Annotated in this window: 23 protein-coding genes; 11 read left to right on the top strand and 12 right to left on the bottom strand. The window is 71.6% G+C overall.

The features are described from left to right. The first annotated feature begins 217 nt into the window (after positions 1 to 217). On the top strand, positions 218 to 628 hold the full coding sequence (locus NR072_RS00755) for a four-helix bundle copper-binding protein (protein ID WP_002855901.1): 411 nt from the start codon (positions 218 to 220) through the stop codon (positions 626 to 628). A gap of 174 nt (positions 629 to 802) precedes the next feature. Here NR072_RS00755 and NR072_RS00750 read toward each other — a convergent pair whose 3' ends face one another. From NR072_RS00750 to NR072_RS00740, 3 genes are all read right to left on the bottom strand, one after another. Beyond that, the gene (locus NR072_RS00750) at positions 803 to 1,924 is read right to left on the bottom strand and encodes an L-dopachrome tautomerase-related protein (RefSeq protein ID WP_049145958.1); all 1,122 of its coding nucleotides are present in this window, start codon (positions 1,922 to 1,924) and stop codon (positions 803 to 805) included. Between the two features lie 185 nt (positions 1,925 to 2,109). Then, on the bottom strand, positions 2,110 to 2,520 hold the full coding sequence (locus NR072_RS00745; RefSeq protein ID WP_070708869.1) for an FAD-dependent oxidoreductase: 411 nt from the start codon (positions 2,518 to 2,520) through the stop codon (positions 2,110 to 2,112). A gap of 135 nt (positions 2,521 to 2,655) precedes the next feature. Next, positions 2,656 to 3,571, bottom strand: a protein-coding gene (locus NR072_RS00740) for an IS5 family transposase (RefSeq protein WP_256748804.1) whose coding sequence is annotated in 2 segments (ribosomal slippage) — positions 2,656 to 3,195 and positions 3,197 to 3,571 — 915 coding nt in all. Because the reading frame shifts where the segments join, the coding sequence is not laid out codon by codon here. Between the two features lie 326 nt (positions 3,572 to 3,897). Here NR072_RS00740 and NR072_RS00735 point away from each other — a divergent pair. From NR072_RS00735 to NR072_RS00725, 3 genes are read left to right on the top strand one after another with little or no spacing between them, the layout of a single operon-like run. Further along, positions 3,898 to 4,158 carry a type II toxin-antitoxin system Phd/YefM family antitoxin gene (locus NR072_RS00735; protein WP_036340860.1) on the top strand — a complete coding sequence of 87 codons (261 nt, stop codon included), beginning with the start codon at positions 3,898 to 3,900 and terminating at the stop codon, positions 4,156 to 4,158. Beyond that, a complete protein-coding gene (locus NR072_RS00730) occupies positions 4,159 to 4,413 on the top strand; it encodes a Txe/YoeB family addiction module toxin (RefSeq protein WP_041103932.1) in 255 nt (84 codons plus the stop codon). 1 nt (position 4,414) lies between these two features. After that, entirely contained in the window at positions 4,415 to 4,981 is a 567-nt protein-coding gene (locus NR072_RS00725) for a mismatch-specific DNA-glycosylase (RefSeq protein ID WP_041103934.1), read from the top strand. A gap of 43 nt (positions 4,982 to 5,024) precedes the next feature. On the opposite strand, the gene NR072_RS00720 is transcribed toward NR072_RS00725, so the two are convergent. From NR072_RS00720 to NR072_RS00690, 7 genes are read right to left on the bottom strand one after another with little or no spacing between them, the layout of a single operon-like run. Beyond that, positions 5,025 to 5,807, bottom strand: a complete 783-nt coding sequence (locus NR072_RS00720) for an SCO1664 family protein (RefSeq protein WP_256835797.1) — start codon at positions 5,805 to 5,807, stop codon at positions 5,025 to 5,027. After that, positions 5,807 to 6,349, bottom strand: coding sequence for a DUF3090 domain-containing protein (locus NR072_RS00715; protein WP_049145873.1), 543 nt, complete (start codon positions 6,347 to 6,349; stop codon positions 5,807 to 5,809). Before NR072_RS00715 ends, NR072_RS00720 begins: the two co-directional genes overlap by 1 nt. Next, the gene (locus tag NR072_RS00710; protein ID WP_256835796.1) at positions 6,346 to 7,071 is read right to left on the bottom strand and encodes a histidine phosphatase family protein; all 726 of its coding nucleotides are present in this window, start codon (positions 7,069 to 7,071) and stop codon (positions 6,346 to 6,348) included. Before NR072_RS00710 ends, NR072_RS00715 begins: the two co-directional genes overlap by 4 nt. Positions 7,072 to 7,101: 30 nt before the next feature. Next, positions 7,102 to 7,491, bottom strand: coding sequence for a hypothetical protein (locus NR072_RS00705; protein WP_256835794.1), 390 nt, complete (start codon positions 7,489 to 7,491; stop codon positions 7,102 to 7,104). After that, the gene (locus NR072_RS00700) at positions 7,488 to 8,894 is read right to left on the bottom strand and encodes a Dyp-type peroxidase (protein WP_256835792.1); all 1,407 of its coding nucleotides are present in this window, start codon (positions 8,892 to 8,894) and stop codon (positions 7,488 to 7,490) included. The genes NR072_RS00705 and NR072_RS00700 overlap by 4 nt, the downstream gene beginning before the upstream one ends. 1 nt (position 8,895) lies before the next feature. Then, a complete protein-coding gene (locus NR072_RS00695) occupies positions 8,896 to 9,591 on the bottom strand; it encodes a hypothetical protein (RefSeq protein ID WP_044659971.1) in 696 nt (231 codons plus the stop codon). A 53-nt stretch (positions 9,592 to 9,644) separates the two neighbouring features. Beyond that, a complete protein-coding gene (locus NR072_RS00690) occupies positions 9,645 to 10,733 on the bottom strand; it encodes a catalase family protein (protein ID WP_256835788.1) in 1,089 nt (362 codons plus the stop codon). Positions 10,734 to 10,941: 208 nt separating this feature from the next. Here NR072_RS00690 and abc-f point away from each other — a divergent pair, with 208 nt between their 5' ends. From abc-f to NR072_RS00670, 4 genes are all read left to right on the top strand, one after another. After that, complete coding sequence (abc-f, locus tag NR072_RS00685; protein ID WP_256835786.1) at positions 10,942 to 12,594, top strand: ribosomal protection-like ABC-F family protein; 1,653 nt, start codon at positions 10,942 to 10,944, stop codon at positions 12,592 to 12,594. Between the two features lie 114 nt (positions 12,595 to 12,708). After that, positions 12,709 to 13,392, top strand: coding sequence for a type 1 glutamine amidotransferase domain-containing protein (locus tag NR072_RS00680; protein WP_041103944.1), 684 nt, complete (start codon positions 12,709 to 12,711; stop codon positions 13,390 to 13,392). A gap of 42 nt (positions 13,393 to 13,434) precedes the next feature. Continuing rightward, on the top strand, positions 13,435 to 14,445 hold the full coding sequence (locus NR072_RS00675; protein WP_129043965.1) for an NADP-dependent oxidoreductase: 1,011 nt from the start codon (positions 13,435 to 13,437) through the stop codon (positions 14,443 to 14,445). Positions 14,446 to 14,471: 26 nt separating this feature from the next. Continuing rightward, a complete protein-coding gene (locus NR072_RS00670; protein WP_256835783.1) occupies positions 14,472 to 15,278 on the top strand; it encodes an alpha/beta fold hydrolase in 807 nt (268 codons plus the stop codon). Positions 15,279 to 15,311: 33 nt separating this feature from the next. Here the strand turns inward: NR072_RS00670 and NR072_RS00665 are convergent, their stop codons facing one another. Beyond that, positions 15,312 to 15,803 carry a MarR family winged helix-turn-helix transcriptional regulator gene (locus tag NR072_RS00665; RefSeq protein WP_049145888.1) on the bottom strand — a complete coding sequence of 164 codons (492 nt, stop codon included), beginning with the start codon at positions 15,801 to 15,803 and terminating at the stop codon, positions 15,312 to 15,314. A 111-nt stretch (positions 15,804 to 15,914) separates the two neighbouring features. Between NR072_RS00665 and NR072_RS00660 the strand changes: the two genes are divergently transcribed. Next, a complete protein-coding gene (locus NR072_RS00660; RefSeq protein WP_002855232.1) occupies positions 15,915 to 16,334 on the top strand; it encodes an organic hydroperoxide resistance protein in 420 nt (139 codons plus the stop codon). Then, the gene (locus NR072_RS00655; RefSeq protein ID WP_036382887.1) at positions 16,334 to 16,759 is read left to right on the top strand and encodes a membrane protein; all 426 of its coding nucleotides are present in this window, start codon (positions 16,334 to 16,336) and stop codon (positions 16,757 to 16,759) included. The genes NR072_RS00660 and NR072_RS00655 overlap by 1 nt, the downstream gene beginning before the upstream one ends. Before the next feature lie 139 nt (positions 16,760 to 16,898). Here the strand turns inward: NR072_RS00655 and NR072_RS00650 are convergent, their stop codons facing one another. Beyond that, positions 16,899 to 18,413, bottom strand: coding sequence for an acetyl-CoA hydrolase/transferase family protein (locus NR072_RS00650; RefSeq protein WP_256835782.1), 1,515 nt, complete (start codon positions 18,411 to 18,413; stop codon positions 16,899 to 16,901). A gap of 187 nt (positions 18,414 to 18,600) precedes the next feature. On the opposite strand from NR072_RS00650, the gene NR072_RS00645 reads away from it, so the two are divergent. Continuing rightward, positions 18,601 to 19,611, top strand: coding sequence for an NADP-dependent oxidoreductase (locus NR072_RS00645; protein ID WP_206482132.1), 1,011 nt, complete (start codon positions 18,601 to 18,603; stop codon positions 19,609 to 19,611).

Genomic DNA, 19,611 nt, shown 5'->3' with positions numbered 1-19,611 from the left:
GTCCCCAGGGTCTCAGCTGACTCGTGCATCTATTCTCAGACACGCCCTAGCCGCCCGCTCGAACGGCTCGGGCGGAGCCCGTGGCCGGCTGGGATCTTTACGGAATCTTTAAAGTTGAGCCCCTTTTCCGGGCCGGGCGGGGGGTCTATGGTCGGTTGCATGGCGGGCCGGTTCCGGCCGGTTCGTTTTCCGAACCGCACCGATGAAGGAGTAAGCCATGACCCATCACGTGAGCTCGATGCTGGAGACCTACCCGAAAGACTTGGGGGACATCGACCGGCAGAAGCTGGCCGAGTGCATCGAGGCCTGTTTCGAGTGCGCTCAGACCTGTACGGCCTGCGCGGACGCGTGCCTGGCCGAGGACATGGTCGCAGAACTGAGGCAGTGCATCCGGTTCAATTTGGATTGCGCCGACATCTGCGCCACCACCGGGGCGGTGCTGTCCAGGCAGACCGGCAACAACGTCGAGACCACTCGTGCCCTGCTGGAGGCCTGCCGGACCGCCTGCAAGACGTGCGGGGACGAGTGCGCCTCCCACGCTGAAATGCACGAGCACTGCAAGATCTGCGCTGAGGCTTGCCGGCGCTGCGAGCGGGCCTGCGCCGAGTTGCTCGCCTCCCTGGGCTGAGCGCAGTCCAGGCCCATGCCGTAATGCCAGTCAGGGCCAGCAGGCGTGGAACATGTGCTGCCGTCCCTGACTGGCCCGGCGGTAAAAGAACATCCCCGCAGGAGGAGAACTCGACGTGTCAAAGACAGGGCGCTTCACTTGTGCATGGCTGCATCCAGTTCCGTCCCGCTGTGGTCAGCGCAGCAGGACGGGTCGGGCGTCGATGCGGGTGCGGAAGAGGGTGTAGGGCTTGACCCGTTCATCCTGCCCCTGCCGGTAGTCGGCCTGGCGGTGGAGCTGGTTCGCGGTGATGTAGAGGTAGCCGTCGGCCGCGACCGAGAGCGTGTCCGGCCACAGCAACCGAGGGTCGCTGACCACGGTCTCCCACGCCCCGACGGTGTCGACCCGACGCCGCAGCACCGCGTTGTGCTCGTAGTTCGTCGCATACACGTTGCCCTGTGCGTCGGACTCCAGGCCGTCGCCGGCCCCGCCCTTGTCGCCTTCATCACGCACGGTCGCGGCCACCGCCGCCTCATCCAGGGCTCGGTCCACCAGCGCGTCGGTAGCCACACTGTAGAGCCGCCGGGATGCCAGCGGGCAGTAGTAGAGGCGGGCGCCGTCGGCGCCGATGGCGATTCCGTCCGCGCCCATCGCGATCGCCGGCGCCACGGTCCCGTCCTCCTGGCGGGCGACCATCGGGCGGCCCTCGACAACCGGCATGAAGTCTGTGAGCGGCTCGGCCTTCGTGGAGGGGTGCTCGTGCAGCCGCCGCCAGCTCTGACCGGTGGCCAGGTCCACCACCACCAGCGCGTTGGGTCCCTGGTCGGAGGAGTCGGTGAGGTAGGCGACGCCCTCGGCTCCGCGGCGCAGGTCGAAGCGCACGTCGTTGAGGTAGCTGGTGGGCAACGCGACATCCTGGGGGAACAGGATGGTCTTGACCACTGTGTCGCTGGTCAGGTCGACGCAGACGAGCTTGGGCCCGCCGTAGGTCGTGGGCTTGAATAGCGGGCTTCCGGTGTCCAGGATCCACAGCCGATCGGCAGGGTCCACCACCACGCTCTGCACCGAGACCAGGGTGTTCGCCAGGTCGTCGGAATCGGTGCGATTGATGGCCTCGTTCGGGTAGGCCACCGCCTCGCCGTCGCGAATTTCGGCCACCGTGAAGGCGACGTCATCGCCCCACTTCGGGTAATTGACGAAGATCCGCCCCCGGTGCGAGACCGTGACGCCGGTGAGCATGGCGCCGTGGAAATGGGCCACCTCCTCCAGCTCGCCCACCGGCTGCTCCGCGGGCAGGCCTTCCGATCGATTCTCCATCACATCGCTCCTGTCAGTCGGGCTCGTGCTCGGAACGGTACACCGGGTTCTCGGCCGCCGGGGCGGGAGCCTTCGGGCAGGACCAGTTCTGCCCGGCAGTCCCAGTGGGTTGCGGTGTGCGGTGCCCAGGACCCCGGTGCATGGAGAGCCCCCGTCCAAGTCACGTAAGGGGAGTGGTGCGCCGGTCAGCTGGTCCGGGCCACGGCGCTGAGCAGGGTGACCGCGACCGCGTCGATCTCGTGCGCTTCCACGCCGCCGACCTGGTTGAGCACCCGCAGCCGCGCCAGGGCGCTGTCTCCGATCGCCAGGACACCGTCTGATGAGACCAGCCCGACGTTGAAGTGTTCGGCCCACTCATCCCAGACGCCGCGGCTTTCGCACGCGAAAGCAACGAGTCGCGGGTCGTCGTGGGCATGTCGGAAGATCCGCGACTCGCCTCCGGACTGACCCGTCCCGGGCAGACCAGCCTCGTACAAACGCACCGGCACGCCCTGCTCCCGCAGCGCGTACGCCGTCGACAGACCAACGATCCCACCCCCGATCGCTGCTACCTCGGGTGAACGCGTCGTGGCAACGCCGTCGTCAGTTCCTGTCATCGCGGTTCCTCGATCTGTTGGTGATGAGCGATACGCCGCAGGAGAAGGGCCGCTGCCACGACGTCAGCGGGCTGTGTAAGCCCGCAGTCACCGCGCACAGCGACCCCTTCCTCTCTGGGCTAGGGCGTGTCTCCCTTATGCGCGTAGCCAGGTGAAGATGGCGCAGAGGGTGACGGCGGCGCGGTAGGTGATCGCTAGCTTGTCGTAACGAGTGGCCAAGCCGCGCCATTGCTTGGCTAGGGCGAAGTGGCGTTCCACGACGTTGCGCCCGCGGTAGGCCTGGGCGTCGAAGGCCGGCGGCCGCCCGCCGCGGCTGCCGCGACGGGCTCGGGCCGCGATCTGGTCCCGTTTCTCCGGAATTACCGCGGTGATTCGGCGGCGGCGCAGCTCGTTGCGAATCACTCCGGTGGCATAGGCCCGGTCGGCGATCACCGCCTCCGGGCAGGCTCGGGCGGCGCCGGCGCCGAGTCGGGGAATCTGGATTTCGGCCAGCACCTGCGCCAGCACGGCCTCGTCGTTGCGCTGCCCGCCGGTGACGATCGCGGCCAGCGGCCGGCCGCGGCCATCGACGGCGTGGTGAATCTTGGTCGTCAGCCCGCCGCGGGAACGCCCGATGCCGTGCCCGGGCGGCTCAACCTCATCCAGCGGCAGTTTCTTGTGATTCGCCCCGGCCCCCTGTGTCCTGGTCCGGACGAGTGGTGTTCGTGGCGTGCTGATGGGCCCGGGCGATGGTCGCATCGACCGAGACGGCCCAGTCAATCATCCCGGCCGCATCGGCCTCGGCCAGCACGTGGGTCAGCACCCGATCCCAGGTCCCATCCGCGGCGTAGCGGCGGTGGCGCTTCCACACCGTCTGCCAGGGCCCGAACTGCTCCCGGGGCAGATCCCGCCACGGGACCCCGGTCCGATACCGGTAGGCGATGCCCTCCACCACCCTGCGGTGCTCCCCGAAGGGATGCCCACGCCGGCCCTGATTCGAGGGCAGCAACGGCTCGATCCGCTCCCACTGCTCGTCCGTGAACACCTGATACCGCGACCCTGTCGACCTCACCCGACCAGCCTGCCGCGAGCCTCACCACCGATAAGGGAGACACGCCCTAGGGCAGATGGGACTTCAACGGCGATGTTGTGGCGAACAGGGTTCGGCCGTCTCGATGGTCCTCAGGACAATAGAACGGCCCGCGGGGGCCTGCGTCAGGAGAGCGGGTGTGGACATCTTCGGGAAGCCCAAGGCGCTCCTGGGAGAGCAGGGGACGCCGTCGCCGCGCCCACGGACCACGAGGGCAAGGAGATCTGCATCCCGCACGGCACCCCCCGAGTTCGACAGCCCCAACTGGTACCATAAGCAAGTACCACATCGCACCCGAGGAGGCCAGCATGTCCATCAGCGCCAGTGAAGCCCGCAAGACCCTGTTCCCGCTCATCGAGCGAGTGAATGCGGACCGCGACGCCGTAGAGATCGTCTCCCGCAAGGGGAATGCCGTCCTCATGCCCGCGGACGAGTACGCCGCCTGGCAGGAGACCGCCTACCTGTTCCGCTCCCCGGCCAACGCCCGCCGGCTGCTGGACGCCTACGAGCGCGCCCGCGCAGGGAGCGTCGAGGAGCACGCTCTGGACCGCATGGACGGGGACGCCTGAGTGCGCCTCGTGTGGGACCGCTCGGCCTGGGAGGACTACACGCACTGGCAGACCACGGACCGCAAGGTCCTCAAGCGGATCAACACCCTCATCGACGCCGCCCTGCGTGATCCCTTCGACGGGATCGGCAAGCCCGAGCAGCTGAAGTACGGCGCGCCCGGGGCATGGTCCCGACGCATCACGGAGGAGCACAGGCTCGTCTACCTCGTCGACGGCGAGGACCTGATCATCCTCCAGGCGAGGTATCACTACTGACATGCGCTTCACCCAGGCCGAGCTCCAGCAGTTCCGCGACCGCACCGTCCCCGACCTGCTGCCGGACCCGCTGCGGCTGCTGTTCATCGGCATCAACCCCGGCCTGTGGAGCGCCGCCACCGGTGCGCACTTCGCCCGCCGCGGCAACCGCTTCTACCCGGCCCTGCACCGCGCCGGGCTCACCCGACACCTGATCGACGCCTCCGACGGCTACAAGGCCGAGGACCTCGCCGAGCTGCACGCCCGCGGCATCGGGATCTCCAACCTCGTCCCGCGGGCCTCCGCCCGCGCCGACGAGCTCACCGCGGAGGAGCTCGCCGCCGCCCCCGCCCGCCTGGACGCGCTCGTGGCAGCGCATGCGCCGGCCGTCGTCGCTGTGTTGGGGGTGACGGCCTACCGGCAGGCGTTCGGACGCCCGAAGGCGGTGCTGGGGGAGCAGCAGACGCCGTGGCCGGGCACGCGGCTGTTCGTGGCGCCGAACCCCAGCGGGCTCAACGCTCACGCCACCCTGGACTCGCTCGCCGCGGACTACCGTGCGGCCGGTGCCGCGGCGGGGCTCGTGGACTGAGTGCGCCCGCTGTCCCTGCGGCCGCGCTGACGCCTCAGGCCCGTCAGAAGAGCGGCCAGGGCACGGCCGGCGTCAGCCCGCTCGGGGCAGGGAAGATCCCGTCGTCGAGCAACTGGGCACAGCGTTCGGCAAGGGCTCCGACTTCCTCGGTACTGAGCAGCTCCGCCAGCCCCCGCCCCAGCTCACCGTCGAGCCCGTCGAGAACCCGGGCGACGCCGTCGCGCTCCTCGTCGCTCAGCGCCTCGCCGAGCCATCCCCACAGCACGGTCCGCAGCTTGTCCTCCACATGGAAGGTGAGCCCGTGGTCCACGCCGTGCCGGTGCCCGCCGGGCATGGCGAGGATGTGGGCGCCCTTGCGGTCGGCGTTGTTGACGAGCACGTCGAACACCGCCATGCGGCGCAAGGCCGCCGAGTCCTCGTGGGCCAGAGCCAGCCGATTCCCGTCCGCGTCCTCGCCCTCCAGGATCGTGAGCCACCCCGAGCCCGGCACCTCGTCCGCCGGGAACAGGTCCACGGCGTCCTGCTCAGGATCCTCCTCCTGCCAGAGCTGCACCATGCCCTCGCCGAAGGGGCCCTCGCGCAGCCACGTGCGCGGCACGATGTCCCACCCCAGCGCCTCGGACACCAGGTGCGCGGCCACCTCGCGGCGGGCCAGGGTGCCCGCGGGGAAGTCCCAGAGCGGGGCCTCGCCCGCCACCGGCTTGTAGACCACCGAGGTGTCACCGATGCTGCCCAGGAACGTGGCGTTGGACGCCGTCGTGATGCGGCCGGTGAGCGTCAGCTCCCCGGCCACCAGCTCGCCGGCGGGCACGTCCGCGGCGCTCATCAGGAGTCGGGGAGAGTGCAGTCGTGGCCGTCGGGGTCGATGGGCTGGCCGCAGTCCGAGCAGAACGGACGCCCGGCGTCCACGACCTCCCGGGTGCGCCGGGCGAACGCCCGGGCCGCGCCGACGGGCATGCGCACGCGCACGGCCTCGGCGTCCGCCTCGAGCGCCGGGTCGGCGTCGTCGTCGGAGAGGGGGTGCGCGTCGATGAGCACCTGCGCGGTGGTGGGGTCCCAGCCCAGGCCGATGGCCCCCACCCGGAACCACTCCTGCACCGGGTCCAGCGGATCGTTGTCCACGAGTTCCACGGGCGTGCTGGCCGGGACGCTGTGCGGGTTGCCCTCCAGCGCCATGAGATCGTCGAGGATCTCGTCGATCATCTCCGCCATCAGGGCCGACTGCTGCTTCTCCAGCGCCAGGCTCACCAGCCGGGGCCCGGTGCGCACCTGCAGGTAGAACGTGCGTGCTCCGGGACGCCCGAGCGTCCCGATCACGACGCGATCCGGCCAGTCGAACTCATGGGCGGGGGCAGGTGCATCAGTCATGCCACGATCCTAGGCGTCTGCTTGTCCACTGCACCGGCGCCCGTGCCTGTGCCGCCGCCCACCGGGGCGTCGTCGGACGGGCCGAGGGTCGAGAGCCAGGACAGGTCCCCGGCGTCGGTGTTCATCGCCCAGACCCGCGGGCGGCTCGGCCCGTAGCTCACGATGGACACGGAGGCGGGCCCCACCTCGATCCGCTGGAACAGATCCAGGTGCGTGCCGAGCGCGTCGGCCAGGATCGACTTGATGACGTCCCCGTGGCTCACCGCCACCCACACCGCCCCGGGCCCGTGCTTGGCCTCGACCGCGGCGTCGTGCCGGCGGATCGCCGCCACCGCGCGGGCCTGCATGCCCGCCATGGACTCCCCGCCGGGGAAGACGACGGCGGACGGCTGGGTCTGCACCGTCGCCCACAGGGGCTCGGTGGCCAGGTCGCTGAGCGCGCGTCCCTGCCACTGGCCGTAGTCGCACTCGGTGAGGTCGTCGTCGACCAGCGAGGGCACCGTCCCCGGCTGGCGATCGAGGAGGGCGCGGGCCGTCTGCGCGCACCGCTCCAGGGGACTGGCCACCACCGCGGCCACGGGCACGGCCGCGATCCGGTCCCCGGTGCGGGCCGCCTGCTCCCGTCCGTGGTCGTCCAGGCTGACCCCGGGGGTGCGGCCCGCCAGCAGTCCGGTCGCGTTGGCCGTGGTGCGGCCGTGCCGCACGAGAAGTACCGTCGCCATCACTCCAGCCTACTGGCGTGGCGGAGCGTCTCAGCGGGACGGGTCACGGGACAGGGGAGTCCACCGCAGGGTGAGGCCCTCGACGGCGGCCATCGCCGCGTGGGCGTCGTCGGCGGCGTCCTCCAGGCCGTCCGCCACGTCTTCACCGGCCGAGGTGAGCAGCAGGACGGCGTGGTCGTCCGCGTCGGGCTGCTCGCCCGGGTCGGCGCGCCAGCCGCCCCGGCCCCGGACGCCGTCTTCGTCCCCGGGCAGGGAGCTCAGCCACGCGGCCGCGGCCCGGGCCGCCCCGGGGCCGACGACGTCCAGCCGCAGGGTCGCGGGGGAGCCGTCGTTGCCCGGCGGGGTGCCCCACAGCCAGTCGAGGTCCACCTGCCACGGCTGGGCGCCTGCGGGGCCGCCCGGGGACGGGGGCTGCATCACGCGTCGGCGTCCGACTGCTCGGAGGTCCAGCCCGCCTCACCGATCCACCGCAGGGCACTGAGCGAGGGCATGAAGAGGTACTCGCCCCCGGCCATCCGGTTGAAGGTGGTGATGCCGTCGATGCGCTTGCGGGCCGGCTCGGCGGGGATGGTGAACCGTCCCTGCGTCGGGTCGTCCTCGTGCAGACCGACGATCGGATCCCGCTCGGAGCCGAGGTCCACGAAGTTGCCCCCGTTGATCCACTCCTGCTGCATGAACTCGATCGTGTCGAAGGCCCGGGCGCTGATGAAGATGAAGTAGATCCCGCGGTCCTCCTTCGCGTCGTCGGCCGAGGTCACCTCCGGCGACCACCCGGGACCGTAGGTCGAGGAGCGCCGGATGATCCGCTTGATGTTCACGTCCGTCATGATCGACAGGTCGCTGTCCCGCGGGTTGAGGCGACGCATGTGGCTGGAGTGCGGGCACATCAGGCCCTTCGGGTCGTCCTCGAAGGTGAAGTCGTTCCGCCGCTCCGGGTCGTTGCCCAGCTCCTCGTCGTCGTGGTCCGGGGAGAGCACCAGCGGGGCGCCGCTGCGCCACCGGCCGAACATCTTCGCGGCGATCCGGTGCTGCTCCTCCGGGTCCGGGCTCTGCGAGGCCAGGTACTCGTTGAAGGCGCCCACCCGACTGGCGAACTTGCGCAACACCACGTAGGTCCCGTTGCGGCCCAGCACATCCGGCTGCGGCACGGCCAGCGGGGAACCGGTCTCGCTGTTCTCGCCCAGGATGAACTCGCCGGCGGAGATGGAGCGCTCCTGGCCCGGCTGTGGCCGCACCCCGCTGCCGGCCACCGTCGGCTGCGAGATGGAGTCCCGGAAGCCGAAGGGGTTCTTGTTCAGCTCGTCCACCCCGAAGCGGTGGGTGGCCACCAGGGTCACTCCGGTGGAGTGCTCCAGCACCTTCTCCGCCTGGTCCAGGGCGGCGTCCAGGGCATCGGCGTCGGCCGCGTAGATCGTCAGCGCGATGTGACAGGCGTCCTGGGTGAACGCCTCGTCCCAGTGCTCCGGGGCGTTCGGCCCGGTGTCCATGAGCTGCTGAGCGCGGGCGGCCATCCCCTGCTGGTAGGGCAGCGGGAAGCTGGACAGGGAGTCCTCGGGCAGCCCCAGGGCGCGCAGGCCGGCATAGCTGATCGCCACGCCGGTCCAGGACTGCAGGTCGTCGGCCCAGTCCTGCGCGGAGGTCACGTACTCGGCCAGGCGACGGACGAAGTCCCGACCGCCTTCGGCCTCCTCCACGGTCAGCATGGCGTGGGCGCCGACGTAGGGCTCAGGCCGCGACCGCAGCACCAGGCCCTGGATGTCGTCCAGGTCCAGCTCGACCCGCTCCCGATCGAAACGTTCCTTCAGGTCCTTGAGCACGCCCATCTCAGTAGTCCACCGCCTCGGGGGTGGAGATCGTGTCGGTGAGCTGCTTCAGGGCGGCCGCGGTGTCCTCGTCCAGGTCGGTGCGCCCGGCCATCTGGTCCAGGAAGGTGTTCACCGCGTCCTCGGTGCGCTGCAGTCGACGCGTGTCCACCACGGTGACCTGCGGGTTCGCCACGAACCACCCGGAGGCGGTGATCTGGTGGTCGGCGATGAAGTCCTTCACGGTCGGGCTGTCGATGCCCGGCCACCCCTCCACGTTCTGGAAGAGGAGGTCCATCAGCTCGGGGATCTTGGTGGCGAAGTCGTTGATGTACGCATCCCAGTCGCCGTCGTAGGCCGTGGCGAAGAGGATCCGGGTGTTGTCGTCGAAGAAGACGAAGCGCATGTCGTGCAGCGTGGACACGCGCTGGGCGCCGTCCATGTTGCCGCGGGTCAGGTCGAAGATGCGCTGCAGCCGTTCGGCGCCGCCCGGCTTGAGGCGGGCGATCGCGGTCAGCTCCGAGACCTTGCCCGAGCGCATCCCCACGCGGCCGGCGGAGTCGGCCGTGCCGGACAGGTCCGGGTTGTGCTCGCGGATCATCGCCTCGAGGGCGATCTTGGCCAGCGTGGGGGCGTCCTGGGCGACGTCCTCGACGGCGCGCTTGACGGCGTCGAGACGGCTCTCGTCCTGGAGCCGGGGGTCTGAGCGGTCAGTCATGAGGTCCTCCTTCGAGAATCCTTTGGGGTGAATGGTGAGGGGTGGGGCCGGGATCAGTCCGGGATGTCGTCGAGCGACGACGGCTCGGGGGCCGGGCGGTCGTTGAACTCGTGGCGGAAGCGAGTGGACTGCTCATAGGCGCGCTTGCGGACGCGCATGATGGAGCCCAACGGCTGGTGCTCGACCACGCCGTTCCAGGGGTTGAAGGTGAGGGCGTCGTCGCCGTAGACGCGGCGGGGATGGCTGTAGCTCTCCTGCGCCTCGATGCGCAGGGTGGCGACGGGCTGGTGCGGGGCCTCCTCCTCGTCCCACAGGACGGAGGCGTCCTCCACCGGCATGCGCTCCGGGTCGGTCGCCAGCTGCGCCCGCAGGACGTACTCTGCGCTCTCACGCGAGAAGAAGTCGGCGACGATCTCGCTGATCGAGGAGAAGTCCTCCACCTTCATGTCCTGACCGGTCAGGGCGCGCACGTTCTCGGACGCCGGGGCCAGCGAGATCTTCGCGACGTGGTCCCCGTAGCGCAGGGCGCCCTGGGTGAAGTACGTCTCGCCGAGGACGTGGGCGTTGTCCCGCCCCAGGCCCTCCAGGGTGTCGCTGGGGGTCCCCCCGACGGTCTCCACCGCACCCCGGACCACGCGCGCGGCGCCCGTCGTCAGGCGCTGCAGCAGCTCGGGGGACTGGGAGTTCTTCTCCAGCAGGCTCAACATCTCCTTGTAGCGGGCCACGGTGCCGAAGGCGAGCGTCGGGAAGTTCACCATGAGGAAGTCCTGATTGTGGCTGTCCAGGTCCGGCAGCAGCCGCTTGCCCTCCACCCCCAGCACCTTCAAGGCCCAGCCCCGCGGGGCGGGAGTGCGGTCGGTGTGGATGTCCCCGGGTGCGGAGGAGAGCCGCGCCGCCGCCTCGTAGGTGCCCGGACGGGCGAAGATGCCCTGCGCCAGCTCGGGAGCCAGGCCCTCATGGACCTCCAGCGTGGCCTTGAGGACGGCGTGGCTCTTGGCGTGGGCGTCGCGGTGGGCGTGCTTGTGCTCTCCCGCCGCGCGGCGCTGTGCCGCGCCCATCTGGGCCAGGATCTCGCGGGTCAGGTCCTCCTCGCGGTCGACCGAATGCTCGATGTCGGGCGTGTACTTCACCGGTTCAGTCATCAGTGCTCTGCCTTCTCTCTGGAGCGCCGTGTGCGCCGCGCGGAGCCGCGCACCTGACCCTGGCGACGCTATGACCCTCCCCATGTCAGGGCAAGGAAGGAAGCGCGCCGCAGGTCTGGGAGTCGGGGCCCGGGGGCGGTGCCCCGGGGGATCTGTGACAGTGTGGCGGTGACCCGCCCCAGGGAAGCGCACTCGAGCCAGGAGAAGCATGACCGCCACCCTCGTCGCCTCCGGCCTGGCCGGCGGCCACGGCCATCGCACGCTGTTCGACGCGCTCGACCTCACCGTCGCGCCGGGGGACGTCGTCGGCGTCGTGGGGGCCAACGGCGCAGGCAAGTCCACGCTGCTGCGCATCCTCGGCGGGGACCTGGCCCCGCAGGCCGGCACCGTGTCCCTCGCCCCCTCGGACGCCTTCGTCGGCTGGCTCCCGCAGGAGCACAAGCGCGTGTCGGGGGAGACGGTGGCCGGGTACATCGCCCGCCGCACCGGCTGCGCCGAGGCCACCCGCGAGATGGACGCCTCTGCCGAGGCACTGGCCGACCCGGACGTCACCGACGCCGCCGCGGACCGCTACAACACCGCCCTCACCCGCTGGCTGGCCTCCGGCGCCGCGGACCTGGAGGAGCGCATCCCCGCCGTCCTGGCCGACCTCGGCCTGGACCTCTCCGCCTCCCCGGAACAGGTCCTCATGACCTCCCTCTCCGGTGGGCAGGCCGCCCGCGTCGGCCTCGCCGCGCTGCTGCTCTCCCGCTTCGACGTCGTGCTCCTGGACGAGCCCACCAACGACCTGGACCTCGACGGTCTGACCCGCCTGGAGGCCTTCGTGCAGGAGCTGCGCGGCGGCGTCGTGCTGGTGAGCCACGACCGCGAGTTCCTCGCCCGCAGCGTCACCCGCGTCCTGGAGCTCGACCTCGCCCAGCGCACCAACCGCGTCTACGGCGGCGGCTACGAGGCCTACCTCGAGGAGCGGGCCACCCTGCGCCGCCAGGCCCGGGAGAAGTACGAGGAGTTCGCCGAGCAGAAGCAGGACCTCGTCTCCCGCGCCCGCGTGCAGCGGGAGTGGTCCAGCCAGGGCGTGCGCAACGCGATGAAGAAGTCTCCGGACAACGACAAGCTGCGCCGCAAGGCCAACAGTGAGTCGAGCGAGAAGCAGGCCCAGAAGGTCCGGCAGATGGAGAGCCGCATCGCGCGCCTGGAGGAGGTGGAGGAGCCACGCAAGGAGTGGAGGCTGGAGTTCACCATCGGCGCGGCGCCGCGCTCCAGCTCCGTGGTCGCCACCCTCAACGATGCCGTGTTCCGGCTGGGTGGCTTCACGCTCGGCCCGGTGTCCCTCCAGGTCAACGCGGGAGAGCGGATCGGCATCACCGGGCCCAACGGGGCCGGCAAGTCCACCCTGCTGCGCGGGCTGCTGGGCCGCCAGGCCCCGGACGAGGGCACGGCCGCCCTGGGATCCAGCGTGCAGATCGGGGAGATCGACCAGGCGCGCTCACTGCTGGCCGGGACCGCCCCGCTCGCTGCGGCCTTCGAGGCGCTCGTGCCCGAGATGGCCTCCGGGGAGGTGCGCACCCTGCTGGCCAAGTTCGGCCTCAGGGCCGACCACGTGAACCGCCCCGTGGACGAGCTCTCTCCCGGCGAGCGCACCCGGGCATCCCTGGCCCTGCTCCAGGCCCGCGGGGTGAACGTCCTGGTGCTCGACGAGCCCACCAACCACCTGGACCTGGAGGCCATCGAGCAGCTCGAACAGGCCTTGGAGACCTATGAGGGCGCCCTGCTGCTCGTCACCCACGACCGCCGCATGCTGGACACCGTCCGCACCGACCGCCGCTGGCAGGTCCAGGACGGGCGGGTGACGGAGCGCTGATGTCCCGGGCACGGCGGCCGCGGCGTGAGGCTGGTGGGCGCCGTCACCCTTGCCCGAGATTCGGTTGTGTACGACCATGAGGGTTCAGTCCCCACCGACGAAAGGGCCCCAGACATGTCCCGCATCCTGATGATCCTCACTTCGCACGACCAGCTGGGAGACACCGGCCGCAAGACCGGGTTCTGGCTCGAGGAGTTCGCCTCGCCCTACTACGTCTTCACGGACGCTGGCCACGAGGTCACCCTGGCCTCGCCCCGCGGCGGCCAGCCGCCCATCGACCCGACGAGCTCGCAGCCGGAGATGCAGACCGACGCCACCCGCCGGTTCGACCAGGACGAGGAGGCCAAGGCCGCCCTGGCCCACACCACGCCCCTGGCCCAGGTGGACGTGGACGGGTTCGACGCCGTCTTCTACCCGGGCGGTCACGGCCCGCTGTGGGACCTGGTGTCCGACGCCGACTCCACGCGGATCATCCTCGACAGCGACGCGGCCGGGCGCCCGCTCGGCCTCGTCTGCCACGCGCCCGGGATCCTGCACCCGATCACCGCCGCCGACGGCACCCCGTTCGTGCGCGGCCGTCAGGTCGCCGGGTTCACCAACGGCGAGGAGGAGGCCGCCCAGCTGACGGACGTCGTCCCGTTCCTCGTCGAGGACTCGCTGATCGCCGCCGGCGCGGACTACCGCAAGGGCCCGGACGGGGAGAGCTTCGTGGTCACGGACGGCACCCTGGTGACCGGTCAGAACCCGGCCTCCTCCGCCGACGCCGCCCGCCGCGTCCTCGACCTGCTCGCGCGCTGACCCCCGCCGAGCCCACCACTTCGACCCCGAGGAGACCACTCGATGAGCACCCCCACCCACACGCGCGAGATCCACCTCGCCTCCCGCCCCCACGGCGCCCCGACGCCGGAGAACTTCCGCCTCACCGAGGTCGAGCTCCCCGAGCTCGCCGAAGGCCAGGTCCTCGTGCGCAACACCGTGATGTCCGTGGACCCGTACATGCGCGGCCGCATGAACGACGTCGAGTCCTACGTGCCCCCGTTCCAGCTCGACGCCCCCCTCGACGGCGGCGCGGTGGGCACCGTGATCGCCTCGCGCCACGCGGACGTGCCGGAGGGCACGTCCGTGCTCCACGGCCTCGGCTGGCGCGAGCACGCTGTCCTCGACGGCGACACCGTCCAGGCCGTGGACACCTCCCAGCTCTCGGACAGCGCCTACCTGGGCGTGCTGGGCATGACGGGTCTGACCGCCTACACCGGCCTCGTGCACGTGGCCGAGATGCAGGAGGGTGACGCCGTGTTCATCTCGGGCGCCGCGGGGGCCGTCGGCTCGGTCGCAGGCCAGATCGCCCGCCTCCTGGGCGCCTCGCGCGTCGTCGGCTCGGCCGGCACGCCCGAGAAGGTGGCGTGGGTGAAGGAGCTGGGCTTCGACGCCGCGTTCAACTACCACGACGGCTCGCCCACGGACCTGCTGGCCGAGGCCGCGCCGGAGGGGATCGACGTCTACTTCGACAACGTGGGCGGCGACCACCTCGAGGCCGCCATCGCCGCGATGCGGGTCGACGGCCGCGTGGCGATGTGCGGTGCGATCGCCCAGTACAACTCGACGGAGCCGCCGGCCGCCCCGCGCAACCTCGCGCTGGCAATCGGCAAGCGGCTGACCCTGCGCGGCTTCGTCCTGCAGAAGTACGCGGCGCAGGTCCGCCCCGAGTTCCTCGAGCGCGTGGGCCCGTGGGTCGCCGACGGGAAGATCCAGTGGGACGAGACCGTCCGGGAGGGCCTGGAGAACGCACCCCAGGCGTTCATCGACCTGCTCGAGGGCGCCAACACGGGGAAGATGGTCGTCCGGCTGTGACGAGCGACGGCGCACTCGGGGGCGGCATGGCCACCTTCCGGCATCAGGGCCTGACCTTCGATGTCCGCGACGGCGGGCCGGCCGAGGGGGAGGCGGTCCTGTTGCTGCACGGCTTCCCGCAGGACGCCACGTCCTGGAGGCACGTCGAGCCGCTGCTGCACGCCGCGGGGCTGCGCACCCTCGCGCCGGACCAGCGCGGCTACTCCCCGGGGGCCGCGCCGCGGGCGACGGCGGCCTACCGCCTCCCGGCGCTCGTGGGGGACGCCGTCGCGCTGGCGGACGCGGCGGGGGCGCGGCGCGTCCACGTCGTCGGCCATGACTGGGGCGGCGCCGTCGCCTGGGCGCTGGCCACCGCCCGCCCCGAGCGCGTTGCGTCCCTGACCGTCCTGTCCACGCCGCACCCGGCCGCCCTGGCCCGCGCCCTGCGCGGCCCGGACCAGCTGCGCCGCAGCTGGTACATCGCCGCCTTCCAGGCACCGGCCCTCCCCGAACGGATCCTCGCGCGACGGCTGGGCTCCCTGCTGCAGCGGGGGCAGGTCCCCGGGGCGGAGCACTACGCCCGCCGGTTCTCCACCCCGCAGAGCCTGCGCGGCCCGGTGAACTGGTATCGGGCGAACCCGGATCTGGTGACCACCACGCGCAGCGCGCCCGTGACGGTGCCCACCACGTACGTGTGGGGCACCCGGGACGCGGCCCTGGGGCCGCGGGCCGCCGAGCTCACGGCCGGGCAGGTGGCGGGGGAGTACCGGTTCGTGAAGCTCGACGCGGACCACTGGCTGCCCGAGCGTGAGGCGGACGCCGTCGCCCGGGCGACCCTGGACCGGGTGCGCTGACCCGGGCTCCGTGCGCGGGCCGCTCCCGCCGTCTCAGCGCGGCCCGGCGGCCTCGGTGATCCGGTTCAGCAGGTCCATGAGGACCTGGCGCTCGGTGGTGTCGAGGGGGATCCGGGTGAGGGCGTCCACCGGGACCGTCCGGGCGGACGCCCGCAGCGCCCGCCCCTCGTCCGTCAGCCGGACCAGCACGCGTCGCTCGTCGTGGACGTCGCGCTCCCGCGTGACGAGCCCCATGCCGGCCAGGCGCCGCACCAGGGGTGTGATCGTCCCGTTGTCCATGCCGAGCCGGTCCCGCAGCGCGCCGACCCCCAGCGCGCCGGCGGCGTCCGACGTCGACGCCTCCGTCTCAGCCGAGGCATCACTCTCCGCCTGCCACAGGGTGAGCATCACGAGGTACTGCGGGTAGGTGAGGCCGAGGCGGGAGAGCAGGGGGCCGTAGCCGCGCGTGACGGCGCGCGCCGCCCGGTGCAGGGCGAAGCAGAGCTGGTCCTCGAGGGCGAGGCTGGGGGTCGGCGCGGCATCCATGGGAGCGATTCTAGTGGTCGCTGGGGAGCGACTTGGTTGCGCGCGACCTAACAGGGTGGCAGGCTGGAGCCGACTCGTCCCGCACGGGGCGGGCGGATGAAAGGACCTCCCATGGAGACCATCTACACCGCCGAGGCGCTCAGCACCGGCGCCGGCCGCGACGGCCATGTCCGCACCACCGACGGGCGGGTCGACCTCGACCTCGCCGTGCCCACCGAAATGGGCGGCTCCGGCCAGGGCACCAACCCCGAACAGCTGTTCGCCGCCGGCTACGCCGCGTGCTTCCACTCGGCCCTGCAGATGGTCGCCCGTGCCTCCCGTGCCGACATCACCGACTCCTCCGTCGGCGCGCGCGTGGGCATCGGCCGCCAGGGTGAGGGCTTCGGCCTGGAGGTCACCCTCGAGGTCGTGCTCCCCAATGTCCCCGCGGATCAGGCCCGCGCCCTCATGGAGCAGGCGCATCAGGTGTGCCCCTATTCGAACGCCACCCGGGGCAACATCGACGTCGTCCTCGAGCTCGGGGAGGCATGATGACGAAGCACCGGCAGCCCGTCCCCCTCTCCCAGACCGCCGCCCGCCTCGGCCTCGGCGGGTTCATGACCGCCGCAGGGCTGTCCCACCTCACCGTGGCACGCCGTGAGTTCCGCGCCCAGGTGCCCTCGTGGGTCCCGCTCCCGGCGGACCTCGTGGTGCTCGGATCCGGCGTGGCCGAGATCGGCCTCGGGGCCGCTCTGCTGGCGCTCCCCGGGCAGCGCCGCCTGACCGGCACCGCCCTGGCGGCCTTCTACACCGCGATCTACCCCGGGAACATCGGGCAGTACGCCGAGCGCAAGGACGGCTTCGGGCTGGACACCGACGGCCGCCGCCTGGCGCGGCTGTTCGGCCAGCCCGCCCTCATCGCCGCCGCCCTGTGGGCCGCGGGAATCCCCGAGCGGGAGCAGGGCGGGCGCCGCTGACGCCGTCGCCGGTCCTGCGGCCCTGGGCCGGCTCCGGGCACGTGCCCGGAGCCGGCGTGATCTCACCCCGCCGCGAGGCGCGGCCCACTGTAGGGTGCCCCGTCGCAGGTGTCCCGCAGGTGTCCGGTCTTGCGGGCCGTCAGCCGTGACGCATCGTCCCGGTCTCGAGGAAGCGCTGGTGCCAGGACAGGGCCTCGCCCAACAGGTGCGGGGTGTGCAGGCCGTCCGACTCGCGCATCGCGCGGTCGAAGTAGTCCCGCAGCTGCTCCCTGTAGTCCGGGTGCGCGCACGTGTCGATGATCGTGCGGGCGCGCTGCTTGGGGGAGAGGCCGCGCAGGTCGGCCAGCCCCTGCTCGGTGACCACCACGTGCACGTCGTGCTCGGTGTGGTCCACGTGCGAGACCATCGGCACGATGCAGGAGATGTCCCCGCCCTTGGCCGTGGAGGGGGTGAGGAAGAACGAGGTGAACGCGTTGCGGGCGAAGTCGCCGGAGCCGCCGAGGCCGTTCATCATCTTCGTGCCCATCAGGTGCGTGGAGTTCACGTTGCCGTACAGGTCGGCCTCGAGCATGCCGTTCATGGCGAGGATGCCGAGGCGGCGCACGAGCTCGGGGTGGTTGGAGATCTCCTGGGTGCGCAGGATCAGCTTGTCCCGATACTTCGCGGCGTTGTCGTTGAACCGTTCGGCGGCCTCGGTGGACAGGGAGAACGCGGTCGCGGACGCGGTCGCCAGGGTGCCGGAGTCCAGGGCGTCGAGCATGCCGTCCTGCACCACCTCGGTGAACGCGGACAGGCCCGTGAACCGGGACTTCACCAGCTCGGACATCACCGCGTTCGCGATGTTGCCCACGCCCGACTGCAGCGGCAGCAGCCGCTCGTCGTACCGGCCCTGGGCCACCTCGTGCTCGAAGAACTCCACGAGGTGCTGGGCGATCGCGATCGAGTCCGCGTCGGCGGGCTTGAAGGCAGAGTTGCGGTCCGGGGCGTGGGTCTCGACGACGGCCACCACCTTGGCCGGATCGCACCGCAGGTACGTCTCACCGATGCGGTCTGCCGGGTGGGTGAGCATGATCGGCGAGCGGTGCGGGGGCAGCGCGGTGCCGTAGTAGACGTCATGCAGACCCTCGAGGTCCTCGCTCTGCCACGAGTTGACCTCGAGGATCACCTGATCCGCCAGGTCGATCCAGGACTTGTTGTTGCCCACGGAGGAGCTGGGGACGAGACGGCCGTCCTCGCGGATCCCGGACACCTCGATCACCGCGGTGGTCATGGGCCCGTAGAAGCCGTTCCACACGGTCTGCGCCAGGTGGGACAGGTGCGTGTCGATGTACTCGATCGCGCCCGCGTTGATCTTGGCGCGCATCGTCGGGTCCGACTGGAACGGGGTGCGCAGCGCGACGGCGTCCGCCTCGGCCAGCGCACCGTCCATCTCCGCGGAGGTGGACGCCCCCGTGTGGAGGTTGATGCGGAACTCCTCGCCGCGCGCGTGCAGCTCCTTGGCCCGCTCGGCCAGCGCCATCGGCACGGCCTTCGGGTAGCCGGACCCCGTGAACCCGCTCATGCCCACGGTGGTGCCGTGCTGGATGAACGCCGCCGCCTCCGCGGCGGACATCACCTTCGACCGGAGGCCGGGGTGGTGGATGCGGGACGACATGGGTGAGGCCTCCGTGCGGGTGAGACGAGTCGAGCGAGAGCGCTGTGACGTGGAACAGCGATCAGCGTACCCGCGTCACGGGTGGCCGTGGGGATGATCACGCCGGAGGTCGCCGAGCCCGACCTGCGTGATCGACGACGGCGAACAGGGCTCGGCACTCCGGGGCGGCGCGCCTAGGCTCGGCGGCATGCGAGCACTCGTCCTCCAGTCCTACGGCGGCCGAGAGGCCATGGCCCTCACCGACGTCCCCGCCCCCACGGCCGGCGCCGGCGAGGTGCTGATCCGCACCCGCGCGGTCGGCCTCAACCCCGTCGACGCGATGCACCGCGAAGGCGACTTCAAGGCCATCGCCCCCGACGCCTTCCCCACGGTCGCCGGCAACGAGCTCAGCGGCATCGTCGAGACCGTGGGCGCCGGGGTGACCGCGTTCGCCCCGGGTGACGCGGTGATCACCCGCGTGGACCCCTCCGGCCACGGGGCGTTCGCCGAGCTGGCCGCGGTGCGCGCGGACTGGGTGGCCGCCGCGCCCGCCCGCATGCCCCTGACGGACGCGGCCGGCCTGCCGCTCGCCGGCCTGACCGCCCAGCAGGCACTCGGCCCGGAGCACCTGGACCTGCAGCCCGGGGAGCGGCTGCTGATCACCGGGGCCGCCGGCGGCGTCGGGCTGATCGCCACGCGCCTGGCACACCTGCGCGGCGCGCACGTGACCGTGACCGCCTCCGCGGCGGGTGAGCCGTACGTCCGCGAGGCCGGCGCCGACGCGGTGATCGACTATCGCGCCCGCACCGTCGCAGAGGGGGGCGAGCGCTTCGACAAGGTGTTCGACCTCATCGGCGGTGATCAGATGGCCGAGCTGCTCGGCTCGATCGAGCCCGGCGGCCGGCTGGTGACCATCGCGGGCCCGCCGAGCCCCGGCAGCCTTCGTGAGACCGCGCGCCCGTCGCGTCGGCCGCTGGCCGCCGTCGTCTCCCGGGTGGCCAGTGCGAAGGTGCGCCGGGCCGCGAAGAAGGCCGGGGTGACCTACGAGTTCTTCCTCATGCATCCGGACGGGGCGGGCCTGGCCGAGCTCGTCCGGCTCGTGGACGCCGGCGAGCTGGCCGTGACCGTGGACAGCCGCTACCCCCTGGCCGACTGGGAGCAGGCGTTCGAGCGTCTCGAGTCCCACCATGCCAAGGGCAAGGTGCTGCTCGAATTCTGA

This window comes from Micrococcus sp. Mcc89, assembly GCF_024519795.1.
GTDB classification, from domain to species: Bacteria; Actinomycetota; Actinomycetes; order Actinomycetales; family Micrococcaceae; genus Micrococcus; species Micrococcus luteus.
The sequence above is the reverse complement of the archived record's forward strand: the minus strand, read 5'-3'. Positions and strand labels throughout refer to the sequence as shown.